The 12,356-nt window shown below is 72.8% G+C and carries 10 protein-coding genes and 2 tRNA genes; 9 read left to right on the forward strand and 3 right to left on the reverse strand.

Going from position 1 to position 12,356, the window contains the following annotated elements:
- Window positions 1-589: 589 nt before the first annotated feature.
- Genes PKA89_RS19810 through PKA89_RS19820 form a run of 3 tightly spaced genes read left to right on the forward strand, consistent with a single transcriptional unit; the run spans window position 590 to window position 3,452 of the window.
- Entirely contained in the window at window positions 590-2,116 is a 1,527-nt protein-coding gene (locus tag PKA89_RS19810; RefSeq protein WP_324422507.1) for a replication initiator, read from the forward strand.
- Between the two features lie 14 nt (window positions 2,117-2,130).
- Window positions 2,131-2,319 carry a helix-turn-helix domain-containing protein gene (locus PKA89_RS19815; protein WP_324422509.1) on the forward strand — a complete coding sequence of 63 codons (189 nt, stop codon included), beginning with the start codon at window positions 2,131-2,133 and terminating at the stop codon, window positions 2,317-2,319.
- The gene (locus PKA89_RS19820; protein WP_324422511.1) at window positions 2,316-3,452 is read left to right on the forward strand and encodes a site-specific integrase; all 1,137 of its coding nucleotides are present in this window, start codon (window positions 2,316-2,318) and stop codon (window positions 3,450-3,452) included. The genes PKA89_RS19815 and PKA89_RS19820 overlap by 4 nt, the downstream gene beginning before the upstream one ends.
- A 139-nt stretch (window positions 3,453-3,591) precedes the next feature.
- Here the strand turns inward: PKA89_RS19820 and PKA89_RS19825 are convergent.
- A tRNA-Arg gene (locus tag PKA89_RS19825) sits at window positions 3,592-3,664 on the reverse strand.
- 261 nt (window positions 3,665-3,925) lie between these two features.
- Here PKA89_RS19825 and PKA89_RS19830 point away from each other — a divergent pair.
- The gene (locus PKA89_RS19830; RefSeq protein ID WP_324422513.1) at window positions 3,926-5,752 is read left to right on the forward strand and encodes a phosphoenolpyruvate carboxykinase (GTP); all 1,827 of its coding nucleotides are present in this window, start codon (window positions 3,926-3,928) and stop codon (window positions 5,750-5,752) included.
- A gap of 57 nt (window positions 5,753-5,809) precedes the next feature.
- Here the strand turns inward: PKA89_RS19830 and PKA89_RS19835 are convergent, their stop codons facing one another.
- The gene (locus PKA89_RS19835; protein WP_324422515.1) at window positions 5,810-6,451 is read right to left on the reverse strand and encodes a hypothetical protein; all 642 of its coding nucleotides are present in this window, start codon (window positions 6,449-6,451) and stop codon (window positions 5,810-5,812) included.
- A gap of 165 nt (window positions 6,452-6,616) precedes the next feature.
- On the opposite strand from PKA89_RS19835, the gene PKA89_RS19840 reads away from it, so the two are divergent.
- Together PKA89_RS19840 and PKA89_RS19845 are read left to right on the forward strand one after the other, a co-directional pair.
- Window positions 6,617-7,357 carry a response regulator transcription factor gene (locus PKA89_RS19840; RefSeq protein WP_324422517.1) on the forward strand — a complete coding sequence of 247 codons (741 nt, stop codon included), beginning with the start codon at window positions 6,617-6,619 and terminating at the stop codon, window positions 7,355-7,357.
- 4 nt (window positions 7,358-7,361) lie between these two features.
- Complete coding sequence (locus PKA89_RS19845) at window positions 7,362-8,864, forward strand: ATP-binding protein (RefSeq protein ID WP_324422519.1); 1,503 nt, start codon at window positions 7,362-7,364, stop codon at window positions 8,862-8,864.
- 31 nt (window positions 8,865-8,895) lie between these two features.
- On the opposite strand, the gene PKA89_RS19850 is transcribed toward PKA89_RS19845, so the two are convergent.
- Window positions 8,896-9,387 carry a GNAT family N-acetyltransferase gene (locus PKA89_RS19850; protein ID WP_324422521.1) on the reverse strand — a complete coding sequence of 164 codons (492 nt, stop codon included), beginning with the start codon at window positions 9,385-9,387 and terminating at the stop codon, window positions 8,896-8,898.
- A gap of 91 nt (window positions 9,388-9,478) precedes the next feature.
- Between PKA89_RS19850 and PKA89_RS19855 the strand changes: the two genes are divergently transcribed.
- From PKA89_RS19855 to PKA89_RS19865, 3 genes are all read left to right on the forward strand, one after another.
- Window positions 9,479-11,605, forward strand: a complete 2,127-nt coding sequence (locus PKA89_RS19855) for a glycosyltransferase family 39 protein (protein ID WP_324422523.1) — start codon at window positions 9,479-9,481, stop codon at window positions 11,603-11,605.
- Window positions 11,602-12,135 (forward strand): GtrA family protein, encoded by a 534-nt coding sequence (locus PKA89_RS19860; RefSeq protein WP_324422525.1) that lies wholly within the window; start codon window positions 11,602-11,604, stop codon window positions 12,133-12,135. Before PKA89_RS19855 ends, PKA89_RS19860 begins: the two co-directional genes overlap by 4 nt.
- A 130-nt stretch (window positions 12,136-12,265) precedes the next feature.
- Window positions 12,266-12,355 (forward strand) — tRNA-Ser (locus tag PKA89_RS19865).
- The last annotated feature ends 1 nt before the right edge of the window (window position 12,356 follow it).

The following is a 12,356-nucleotide window of genomic DNA, read 5'->3' on the forward strand; positions in this document are numbered from 1 at the left end:
CTCCTCATCGCCGGAGGACTACAGATCCCGACCCACGCTCATCCGTGAAGAGCCCCAATTGCCTGGGCGCGACCCCTTCACCAGGACGTAGAGAGCGCGGCAGATGAGTACGTCCGGCCGTACAACCGCGCCGTCACTGGGATGACGCGGAAGTTGGCGCCGGACGCGGATGCATCCGCGTCATGGATCAGGGTTCCGCGTCACCACCGTGACGACGCAGGAACTGGCGCTCATCGGCATGTGCGAACGTTGAGCGCCGCCTTGCCTTCCCTGCGAAGGACCCGATTCCGAGCAGCTGAGATCGGCTTCTTCTTGAACGAAGGATCTCCTGGGCGTCACATTGGTGGAAGCAAGCAGGTGCACACCCAAACTCGATGGCAAACACCTGGGGGTCGGCTCCCCACCCTGGCCAGTGGTCGCACACAATCTTCGCCGCACATGACTCCCTTTCGCGCCTGCTACTTCGTCTCCTGAGCGACCCCCAGGGGCTTAGAGACGTGATCGGCGATCTGGCCGCCCTGGACCGGGTGTGCCGGGTGACGGGGTCGCACTAGTCGCCCGGCACACCCTCCGGAAAGGGGTGGCCACCGTGACCCACCCCGCTGACCCGTGCACCCGCTCGGAGTTCTCTGGCTTCGGTGAGGACGCGCCCCTGGAGCTCGACGCCGGGCTGGATCTGACCGGGCTGGTCGAACGCTTCCGGGAGGGCACCGCTAATGCCTTGTGCGACACCCTCGCCGCGGTGCACAACTGCGCCCGCCCGGTCCGGCTGGCCGGGTCCTCGACAACGGTCGACGCCCGCACTGGGGAGGTGCTCTCGACGTTCCGCTCGGCCGATGCCCCGCTGGGGGTGCTGTACCGGCCGTGCGGCAACCGTCGCGCCCACGTCTGCCCGACGTGCTCACGCACCTACGCCCGCGACACCTTCGCCCTCATCAGCGCCGGAGTTGCCGGTGGCAAGACGGTCCCCGAGCGGGTGGCGGACAACCCGCTTCTGTTCGCGACCTTCACCGCCCCCTCGTTCGGGCTCGTCCACGGTCACCGCGGCGGGAGACCGTGTCGTCCGCGACGTCGGGACGACCGGACCCGCTGCGCGCACGCACGCCCGCAGTGGTGCACCACCGTCCACGAGCCCGGCGACTCGCGCTCGGGGGCACCGCTGTGCCCGGACTGTTACGACACCACCTCGGCAGCCATGTGGCAGTGGCACGCCCCCGAGCTGTGGCGTCGCACGACCATCGCCCTCCGCCGAGCCGTCGCCGGGCACCTCGGCGTGACGGAGTCCGCCTTGGGAGAGCGCGTGTCGGTCCAGTACGCCAAGGTCGCGGAGTACCAGGACCGCGGTCTGGTCCACTTCCACGCCCTGATCCGCCTCGACGGACCCGCCGCAGCCGGGATCGGCGCGCCCGCGCCTCCTGCCCTCGACGGCCCGACCCTGGCCGCCCTGGTTCGCGACACAGTGCCGGGCGTGACCGTTCTGGCCGAGCCCGTCGACGCCGACGACAGCCCCCGCGTCCTGGCCTGGGGTGCTCAGCTCGACGTGCGCGTGGTCACCGCCGGCCACCGGGTCGACGACCCGAACGCGGCCCTCACGCCGGGCCAGGTGGCCGGCTACCTCGCGAAGTACGCCACCAAGGACGTCTCCGGCCTCCACGGCGAAGGACAACACCGCCGCCACATCGCGGCCCTGCGCGCCGCCTGCGCTGACCTGGCAGACCGCGCAGCGCGCCACCAGGGCGAGGACCACGACTACCAGCGGATGAGCCGGTGGGTGCACATGCTCGGTTTCCGCGGCCACTTCGGTACCAAGTCCCGCCGCTACTCGGTCACCCTCGGAGCATTGCGCCGAGCACGGGTGCGCTGGCAGCGGATCACGGCCGAGTCCGCCCGCACCGGGGAACCCATCGACACCCGCGACCTCGAGCGCCGGCTCTTGGCCGACGACGAGGACGAGACCACCGTCGTCATCGGCTCCTGGACCTACCTCGGCACCGGCTGGCGCGACGCCGCCGAAGAAGCCCTCGCCCTGGCCGCGGCGGCCCGGGCCCGGGAGTACGACCAGTGGCGAGCGGACGCAAGAACCGAAGCGACGAGTAAGGGGCGAAAACCGTTATAAGACAGGAGAAGGTCATGGAAGAGAAGCTGCTCCTCCGGGTGGAGGAGGTCGCGGAGATGCTGAACATCGGGAAGTCGGCCGTGTACGACCTCATGCGTCGCCGGACATTGGTGAGCGTGAAGATCGGCCGGACTCGCCGGGTGCCGGTGTCGGCGGTGCGCGCATACGTCGATCGGATCGCGGAGGAGGCGGAGTCGGCGTGAGTCGCCGAGCGAATGGCGAGGGTTCGATCTACCAGCGGAAGGACGGGCGCTGGACCGGAGCGGTGTACGTCTTCAACCGGGACGGCGGTCGGCAGCGTCGCCAGGTCTACGGGTCCTCGCGCATCGAGGTCGCGGGGAAGGTCGCCGACCTGGTGCGGTTGAACGAGCAGCACGTCCCGGCCGCGCCGGTCACGATCACGGTTCGGGAGTTCGCCGACTCGTGGGTCCAGCAGCTGGCGTCGGGCGGGTTGAAGCCGGCGACGGTGAGCAACTACCGGTGGGTCCTCGAGCGGTACGTCCTGCCGAGAGTGGGCCGGCTGCGCTTGGTGGCGCTCGCCCCGCATCACGTCCGGGAGATGTTGGGAGCCGTCTCTGAGTCCGGTGTGTCACCGCGGACGGTGCAGCTGACCCGCGCGGTCCTGCGCTCCATGCTCGCCGACGCGGAGCGGGAACAGCTCGTGCACCGGAACGTGGCCGCCCTGGTGCGCGGCCCTCGGGTCGAGCGGGCTGAGATCGTGCCGTGGACGGCCGACGAGGCGAAGCGGTTCCTGACATCGCTCGAGGGGCACCGCCTCCATGCGCTCTTCGCGGTCGGTGTCGCCCTCGGGCTACGCAAGGGTGAGCTGCTGGCGCTCCGGTGGGACGACGTCGACCTCGACGCGGCTCTGGTCCGGGTGCGGGCGACAGCGCAGCGACTCGGTCACGGGGTGGGTCTCGTCGTCGGAGCACCGAAGACCGCCCGGAGCCGTCGGGTTGTTCCTCTCCCCCACACACTGGCGGACGTTCTCGTTCGACACCGCGAGGCGCAGGACGAGGAGCGGGCCGCCGCCGGCGAGATGTGGCAGGAGAGCGGGCTGGTCTTCACCACGGGTCGGGGAACGATGATCGAGCCGCGCAACCTCAACCGCTTCCTCGACCAAGCGGTGTCCCGGGCAGGTCTGCGAAGGATCCGGTTCCACGACCTGCGGCACACGTGCGCGTCGCTGCTGCTGGCTCAGGGCGTGTCGCCGCGAGTGGTGATGGAGCTGCTGGGTCACAGTCAGCTGAGCATGACCACTGACCTCTACGGCCACGTCATGCCGTCGTCGCTGAGGTCGGCGGCCGATGCCCTCGACGGGGTGTTCGGCGCATGAACGACCGCTCCGCGGGCGCCCCGTTGCTGTCAGGGCTGCTGTCATGGGCCGTGGCCGCCGAACGTCGGAGCCGCCACACGGAAGAGGCCCGACCGGCGTTTCCGCTGGTCGGGCCTCTTCGGACTGTCTCAACACAGTGCGCGCCCGAAGGGATTCGAACCCCTAACCTTCTGATCCGTAGTCAGATGCTCTATCCGTTGAGCTACGGGCGCCCGGTGCGCTCGCGCGCAACGACTGTGCAGACTACCGGAGCGGCCGCCGGGACGAGAAATCGGTCGGGCCGCCGCCCGACCAGGACCCGCAGCGGACCCCTTGTGAAAACCTTCACAAGGGGTCCCGCGCACTCCGCCTGCGGCCCTACCGTGGAGCTGAGGCTCCCAGCGATGGGCGCCCGAGGTTCCGCCTCCGACAGCGTTCGGTCGCCCGTCGCGACAAGGGGTCGAGCACACCGGCACCCGGCGGAAGGAACGACCATGACCACCCTCGAGACGACGAGATCCCGCGGCACCAGCCACGCGGCCCTGCAGGACTGGGTCGACGAGGTCGCCGCCCTCACCGAGCCGGACGCGGTCGTGTGGTGCGACGGCTCCCAGGAGGAGTGGGAGCGGCTGACCGACCAGCTCGTCGAGTCCGGCACGTTCGTGCGCCTCGACCCGTCGAAGAAGCCGAACTCCTTCCTCTGCCAGTCCGACCCGACCGACGTCGCCCGCGTCGAGGACCGCACCTTCATCGCGTCCGAGCGCCAGGAGGACGCCGGCCCGACGAACAACTGGGTCGACCCCGCCGAGCTCAAGGCGACGATGGCCGACCTGTACCGAGGCTGCATGCGCGGCCGCACGATGTACGTCATCCCGTTCGTCATGGGCCACCTCGACGCGACCGTCCCGATGTTCGGCGTGGAGATCACCGACTCCGCCTACGTCGTGACCAACATGCGGATCATGGCGCGCATCGGCACCCCGGTCCTCGCGACGATGGAGGCGCTGGACGCGCCGTTCGTCAAGGGCCTGCACTCGGTCGGCGCGCCGCTCGTCGACGGCCGGCCCGACGTGCCGTGGCCGTGCAGCGACACCAAGTACATCGCCCACTTCCCCGAGACCCGCGAGATCTGGTCCTACGGCAGCGGCTACGGCGGCAACGCGCTCCTCGGCAAGAAGTGCTACGCCCTGCGCATCGCCTCGGCGATGGCCCGTGACGAGGGCTGGATGGCCGAGCACATGCTCATCCTCAAGCTCACCTCGCCCGAGGGCCGCACGCACTACGTCGCCGGCGCCTTCCCGAGCCAGTGCGGCAAGACCAACCTCGCGATGATCGAGCCGACCCTCGAGGGCTGGAGCGCCGAGATGGTCGGCGACGACATCGCCTGGATGCGGTTCGGCCCGGACGGCCGGCTCTACGCGGTCAACCCCGAGTTCGGCCTCTTCGGCGTCGCACCGGGCACCGGGATGCACACCAACCCCCAGGCCGTGCGGACCATCGAGCAGGGCAACTCGATCTTCACCAACGTCGCCCTGACCGACGACGGCGACGTGTGGTGGGAGGGCCTGACCGAGGCCCCGCCGTCGCACCTCACCGACTGGAAGGGCAACGACTGGACGCCGGAGTCCGGGGTGCCGAGCAGCCACCCGAACAGCCGCTTCACGACGCCGGCCAAGCAAACCCCGATGATCGCCGCCGAGTACGACAACCCGGACGGCGTGCCGATCGACGCGATCCTCTTCGGCGGGCGCCGCAAGACGACGGTGCCGCTCGTCTACGAGTCGCGGGACTGGACGCACGGCGTGTTCGTGGGTGCGACGCTCTCCTCCGAGACGACCGCCGCGGCGACCGGTGCGGTCGGTGTCGTCCGCCGCGACCCGATGGCGATGCTGCCCTTCATCGGCTACCACGCCGGCGACTACATGCAGCACTGGCTCGACATCGGCGCGAAGGCGGACCCGGCGAAGCTGCCGAAGATCTTCCAGGTCAACTGGTTCCGTCGCGACGACGAGGACGGCTCCTTCCTCTGGCCCGGCTACGGCGACAACGCGCGCGTCCTCAAGTGGGTCGTCGAGCGGCTCGACGGCACCGCTGACGCCGTCGAGACGCCGGTCGGGCTCGTCCCGGCACCGGGCGCCCTCGACACGACGGGCCTGGCGATGAGCGAGGAGCAGGTCGCCAAGGCGTTGCGCGTCGACGTCGAGGACTGGCGCGCCGAGCTCCCGCTCATCCGCGAGTGGTTCGCGAAGATCGGCGACCGGCTGCCGGCCGAGCTCGCGGCCGAGTTGGACACGCTCGAGGAGCACGTCGGGCAGGCTTGATCCGACGGCACGACGGGGCCCCTCCGGATCGCACGTCGGCGGAGCCCCGTCGTGGGCTCAGATGGTCGGCGCGGTGCCGTTCGCGTCACCCGGGGTCGTCGACCCGCCACCCTGCTGACCGGGGACCTGCCCCTGGCCCGGCCCGCCGGGGAGCCCGCCGTGGTCGCCGTCGCGGTCGCCGAAGCCGTGGTGGTCGTCGCGATCCCGCGGACCGCCCGGGAGCTGTCCCTGTCCACCCCCGAACTGGCCGCGACCTCCGAACTGGCCGTGCCCGACCTCGCCACGGCCGGCGTCGTCGGACTGGGCGATGGCCGCCGTGGCCCCGACCGCGCCGAGCGCCCCGATGCCGAGCGCCGCGACGAGCGCGACGACGGTGCGCCGGCCGGACCACCGGGCCGGGGCGGACCAGCCGGACCACGGTCGGCGCCAGGAGAAGTCGTCCTGCGCGGCCGGGGCCGCGGCAGCCACGGGGACGCCCGCCCCCGGCCACCCGGCGGGCGGCGTCGGCCGCCCCGGGTCGACCCGGTGGGCGGCGCTCGACGCGCCCGGCGCGCTCGCCCACCCGGGAATGGGCGAGGTGGGCGGCGGCCCCGCGGCCGGCTGCTCGCGGGTCTCGCCGGCGACGGGCATCGCGGCGGTCTCGTCGGTGGGTCCGGTCCCGGGCGCCCCGGGGTGCTCGTCGTCGCGGCGCTCGCTCATCGGTGGGCTCCTTCGTCAGGTGGGTGCTCGCGGCACCGTGACAGCGCCACCTGTGCCCGACCTGTGGCGGGCCCGGCACGCGCCTGGCAACGGGAAGGCGTGGCCCACAGGGAGCGCACAGGTGACGCATCGGATCGACCCAGCGGCTCCACACAGACTGGTCGCATGCCGACCCGCCAGCAGCCCGCCGCTGCTCCCGCCCTGTCCCGTCTCGACGGCAGCCCGGTGCGCGTCCTCGTCGTCGACGACGAGCCCAACCTCACCGAGCTCCTCTCGATGGCCCTGCGCTACGAGGGCTGGGAGGTGCGCAGCGCCGCGAGCGGCATCCAGGCGGTCCGGGCCGCGAAGGAGTTCGCCCCCGACGCCGTGGTCCTCGACATGATGCTGCCGGACTTCGACGGGATGGAGGTGCTGCGCCGGATGCGGGGCGACGACCCCAACGTGCCGGTGCTCTTCCTCACGGCCAAGGACGCCGTCGAGGACCGCGTCGCGGGCCTGACCGCCGGCGGCGACGACTACGTGACCAAGCCGTTCAGCCTCGAGGAGGTCGTCGCCCGGCTGCGCGCCCTGATGCGGCGCACGGTGGTCGCGGCGGCCGAGAGCGACTCGCTCCTCGTCGTCGGAGACCTCACCCTCGACGAGGACAGCCACGAGGTGACCCGTGGCGGCCTCGAGGTGCAGCTCACCGCGACCGAGTTCGAGCTGCTCCGCTACCTCATGCGCAACCCGAAGCGGGTGCTCTCGAAGGCCCAGATCCTCGACCGCGTCTGGAACTACGACTTCGGTGGCCAGGCGAACGTCGTCGAGCTGTACATCTCCTACCTGCGCAAGAAGATCGACGCGGGCCGCACGCCGATGATCCACACGATGCGCGGCGTCGGCTACGTCCTCAAGCCGGCCGAGTGACCCGATGACCCGTCGCCTCCGGGTGCTCGACGCGGCGTACCAGCCCTCCCGCTGGACGCTGCGCACGAAGCTGCTCGCCGGCGTGCTCGTCCTCTTCCTCGTCGTCATGCTCGCGACGAGCGCGCTCACCGTCCTCGAGACGCGGCGCTACCTCGACGCCCAGCTGACCAAGGACCTGCAGAACGCCCTCGGCCGGACCGCGGACCGCCGCGGCGTCATCGACACCGACGGCGACGGCGACGGCCGGCACGGCGGGGGCCCGCCCGGGGCTCCGGGTGGCGACAACACCCTCGTGCTGGGCCTGACCAGCGACGGCGCGGTGGCCACCGACCCGAGCGGGTACCCGCTCAACCAGGTCCTCCTCTCCACCGGCCGGGACGGTGTCCTCAGCACGAGCCAGATCGCGCAGGTCGCCGACGCCGTCGACGGCACCGAGGTCGTGCGGGTCGACGTCGGCAACGACCTCGGCGAGTACCTCGTCACCGCCCGCACGCTCCGGGACGGCGGCCGCTTCATCGTCGGCGTCTCCACCCGGCCGGTCGACCAGCTGCTCGGCAAGCTGCTCGCGCTCGTCGTCGCCGGCACGGGCATCGGGCTCGTCCTCGTCGGGGCCGGCGGAGCGGTCGTCGTCCGCCGCAGCCTCGCGCCGCTCGACCGGGTGGCGGCGACCGCCCGCCAGGTCTCGTCCCTCCAGCTCGACTCCGGCGACGTCTCGCTCGCGGTCCGGGTGCCCGAGGAGGACGCCGACGGACGGACCGAGGTCGGCCAGGTCGGCCTGGCCCTCAACACGATGCTCGACGACGTCGAGCAGGCGCTCCGGGCCCGGCAGGACAGCGAGATGCGCGTGCGACAGTTCGTCGCCGACGCCTCGCACGAGCTGCGCACCCCGCTCGCGTCCATCCGCGGGTACGCCGAGCTGACCCGTCGCGAGCGGGAGCCGGTGCCGGAGAACGTGTCCCACGCCATCGGGCGGGTCGAGTCCGAGGCGCTGCGCATGCAGGAGCTGGTCGAGGACCTGCTGCTGCTGGCCCGGCTCGACTCCGGACGCCCCCTCGAGCGTGAACCGGTCGACCTCAGCCTCCTCGCGATGAACGCGGTGAGCGACGCCCACGCGGCCTCACCCGACCACGCCTGGGAGCTCGACCTGCCCGAGGACCCGGTCGAGGTCACCGGTGACGGCGCCCGGCTCCACCAGATCCTCGCCAACCTCCTGGCCAACGCCCGCACCCACACGCCGTCGGGTACGCGCGTCGTGACACGGCTGCGCCCGGAGGGCAGGATGGTGCGCATCTCGGTGTCCGACAACGGTCCCGGCATCCCGCCAGACCTCCAGCCGAAGGTCTTCGAGCGGTTCACCCGGGGCGACGACTCGCGCAGCCGGGCCAACGGCTCGACCGGGCTCGGGCTGTCCATCGTCGCCGCCGTGGGTCAGGCGCACGGTGGTCGCGTCGAGGTCAGCTCCGAGCCGGGCACGACGACCTTCTCCGTCCTCCTCCCCACCGCCTGACCCCGACCCGGCCGCCGGGAGGGGGCAGCGGTCAGAGCGGGAGGCGGTAGGCGAGGAGCTCGACGCCCGGACTCGGGCTCCAGTCGCGCTCCGGCTCCCGCACGAAGCCCATCCGTTCGTAGAGGCGGTGAGCCGTGGTCATCCACGTGCCACTCGAGAGGACGACCGCGCGGCAGCCCTCGTCCCGGGCCAGCCGGACGCACTCGTCGCTGAGCAGCCGCCCCACCCCGCGGCCACGAGCGGCCGGGGCGACCGCGAGGGTACGCACCTCCGCCTCGTCCGGGCCGCCGATCTCGGCGAACGGCGTGCCCGGCCGCACGAAGGTGACCGTGCCGAGCAGCTCGTCGCCGGCTGCCGCGACGAGGAGGACGGCATCCCGGGCCCGCGCGCCGGCGTCGAGGAGCGTTGCCGCGTAGGGACTCTCCGGCGTGATGCCACCGTCGGCGGCGTAGGCGCCGAGGGTCAGCCGGCCGACCGCGTCGAGCTCGTCGGGGCGGGCGGGACGGACGATCGCGTCGCTCACGGGGTCATCCTCGCACCCCGGCGCCGGAAGTCAGCGGGGCCCGACAGACGTCCCACAGGGCGGCCACAGCGGGCGGGCCGACCGTGGAGCCATGGACACCGCGACCCTCCGCCCCGCCCCTGCCCCCGAGGCCGCCCGGCCCCCCGGGACCCCGGCGCCCACCCCTCCCGGGACGGGCGTCTCCGGGGTCGGCCGCGGCCGCTTCGCCCGCGTGCTCCGAGGCCCGGCGGACGACCCCGCCTGGGCCCGACCGGCGCTGCTGGGCCTCCTCGTCGCCACGACGGCCGCCTACCTCTACAACCTCACCTCGAGCGGCTGGGCCAACAGCTTCTACTCGGCGGCGGTCCAGGCGGGAAGCGTCTCGTGGAAGGCCTTCTTCTTCGGCAGCTTCGACGGTGGCAACGCCATCACCGTCGACAAGCCGCCGGCCTCCCTCTGGGTGATGGCCCTGTCGGTCCGACTGCTCGGGCTCAGCTCGTTCGCGATGCTGCTTCCCCAGGTGCTCATGGGGGTCGGCACCGTCGCCGTCGTCCACGCGACGGTCCGCCGCCGCGTCGGACACGGCGCGGCCCTGCTCGCGGGGACGGCGCTGGCGCTCACCCCCGTCGCGGTGCTCATGTTCCGGTTCAACAACCCGGATGCGCTGCTCACCCTCCTCATGGCCCTCGCCGTGTGGGCGACCCTGCGCGCGGTCGAGGCCGGCTCGTACCGGTGGATCGCCCTCGCCGGCGTGTTCACCGGCCTCGGCTTCCTCACCAAGAGCCTGCAGGTGCTCCTCGTCGTGCCGGCCGTCGCCGTCGTGTGGCTGCTCTGCGCGAGGACCCCATGGCGCCGTCGCCTCGTCGGTGGGCTGCTCTCCGCGGCCGCGTTCGTCGTCTCCGCCGGTTGGTGGGTCGCCGTCGTCGAGCTGGTCCCGGCGTCAATGCGTCCGTACATCGGTGGCAGCCAGACGAACTCGTTCCTGGAGCTGACCTTCGGCTACAACGGCCTGGGCCGCCTCGACGGCTCCGAGGTCGGGCGCGTCGGCGGCGGGGGCGGCGGACCGTTCTCCGGCGGCAACGGCCTCCTCCGGATGTTCGACTCCTCGGTGGGTGGCCAGATCTCGTGGCTGCTGCCGGCCGCTCTCGTCTTCCTCGTCGGTGGCCTGGCGATGCGCGGCCGCGCGCCCCGGACGGACCTGCGCCGTGCGGCCTACCTCGCGCTCGGGCTGTGGCTCGTGGCGACGGTCCTCGTCTTCTCGCTCATGCAGGGCATCTTCCACGAGTACTACACGGTCGCCCTCGCGCCGCAGATCGCCGGGCTCGTCGGGCTCGGCGCGGGCGAGGCGTGGGAGCGCCGCCACGACACGCTCGGCGCACTGACCCTCGCCGCGGGGACGGCCGCAGGCAGCGTGTGGGCCTTCGTCCTCCTCTCCCGCACGACCGCCTACGGCGGCTGGCTGCGTTTCGCGGTCCTCGCCCTGGGGCTGGCCGCCACCCTCCTCCTCCTCGTCGTCGGACGCCTGCACCGCCGGGCCCTCGTCGCCGTCGCCGGGATGGCGATCGTCGCCGGACTCGCCGGCCCCGCCGCCTACGCGGCGACGACCCTCTCGACCGGGCACAGCGGGTCCATCGTCACCGCAGGTCCGTCGACGGGTGGACCGGGCGGCGGTCCCGGTGGCGGTGGCGGCACGCCCCCGGGCGGTGGCCTCGGCGGGGGCACCGCTCCCGGCGGCACGACCCGGACCAACCCGAACGGTGGCACCTCGCCCTTCGGCAACGGCACCACCGGCCCGGGCGGCAACGGTCAGGGCGGCACCGCTCAGGGCCAGGGCACGACGCGCGGCCCGGGCGGCGGGATGAACGGCCTGCTCGACGCCACGACCCCGGACGCAGCGGTCGTCCAGGCCCTGCAGGCCGATGCCGACAGCTTCACCTGGGTCGCCGCGGCGGTGGGCTCGCAGAACGCGGCCGGGCTCCAGCTGGCGACCGAGCTGCCGGTCATGGCGATCGGCGGGTTCAACGGCTCGGACCCGTCCCCCACCCTCGCCGAGTTCCAGCAGGACGTCGCCGACGGGCGCATCCACTACTTCCTCTTCGGTGGCGGGTTCCGCGGCCAGCAGGGCGGCTCGGACGTCGCCGACCAGATCAACACGTGGGTCTCGGAGCACTACACGCCCGTGACGATCGGCAGCCAGACGTTCTACGACCTCACCCGGCCGACGGGGACCGCGCAGTGACGAGCGTGGGCGCGCGCCGGGCGACGGTGGGCCAGGGGCGACCCCGGGCCGGCCGGCTCGCGGGCTCCGTCCCGCGCGAGCTGCTCGTCTTCGCGGCGGTCGGGGTGGCGAGCACCGTCGCGCACCTGGGTGGGTTCGTCGCCCTGCGGCACGTGCTGGGTGCGGCCCAGGTGGCCAACGCCGTGGCCCTCCTCCTCGCGGCCGTCGCCAACACATGGGCCAACCGGCGGTGGACCTTCGGCATCCGCGGCCGGGAGGGGGCGGCTCGTCACCAGGTGCAGGGGCTGCTCGTCGTCGGGCTCACCCTCGGGATGACCTCGGGCGGGCTGGCCCTGCTCGGGGTCGCGGCGCCCGGTGCGCCGACGTGGGTCGAGACCGGCGTCGTGGCCGTCACCACCGTCGCCGCGACCGCCGTCAAGTACCTCGCGATGCGCTGGTGGGTCTTCGCCCCGGGCGGTCGGTACTCGCCGGGGAGGACGGAGCCGACGGTGTCGCCGGCGGGCACGACCCCGGCCCCCGAGGCCTCATAGGAGCGGGTGCCCACGCACCACCGGCGACGCCCCCCCGGGGAGGGTCGGGGGCGTCCGACCGGCACGCGGGCGACGACACCCCGCCGCTTTTGCCCGGGGGCGGCGCCGCCCGTTACCCTGTGCAGGCGTTGGAGGCGTCGCCTAGTCCGGTCTATGGCGCCGCACTGCTAATGCGGTTTGGGCTAACCGCCCATCGAGGGTTCAAATCCCTCCGCCTCCGC

This window comes from Phycicoccus sp. (assembly GCF_035325325.1).
Classification (GTDB): domain Bacteria; phylum Actinomycetota; class Actinomycetes; order Actinomycetales; family Dermatophilaceae; genus Phycicoccus.

Bases quoted from the DNA above. Each gene is read 5' to 3' on its own strand.
- PKA89_RS19815 (WP_324422509.1), top strand. From the start codon at position 2,131: ATGGAAGAGAAGCTGCTCCTCCGGGTGGAGGAGGTCGCGGAGATGCTG.
- PKA89_RS19835 (WP_324422515.1), bottom strand. From the start codon at position 6,451: ATGAGCGAGCGCCGCGACGACGAGCACCCCGGGGCGCCCGGGACCGGA.
- PKA89_RS19845 (WP_324422519.1), top strand. From the start codon at position 7,362: ATGACCCGTCGCCTCCGGGTGCTCGACGCGGCGTACCAGCCCTCCCGC.
- PKA89_RS19830 (WP_324422513.1), top strand. From the start codon at position 3,926: ATGACCACCCTCGAGACGACGAGATCCCGCGGCACCAGCCACGCGGCC.
- PKA89_RS19855 (WP_324422523.1), top strand. From the start codon at position 9,479: ATGGACACCGCGACCCTCCGCCCCGCCCCTGCCCCCGAGGCCGCCCGG.
- PKA89_RS19840 (WP_324422517.1), top strand. From the start codon at position 6,617: ATGCCGACCCGCCAGCAGCCCGCCGCTGCTCCCGCCCTGTCCCGTCTC.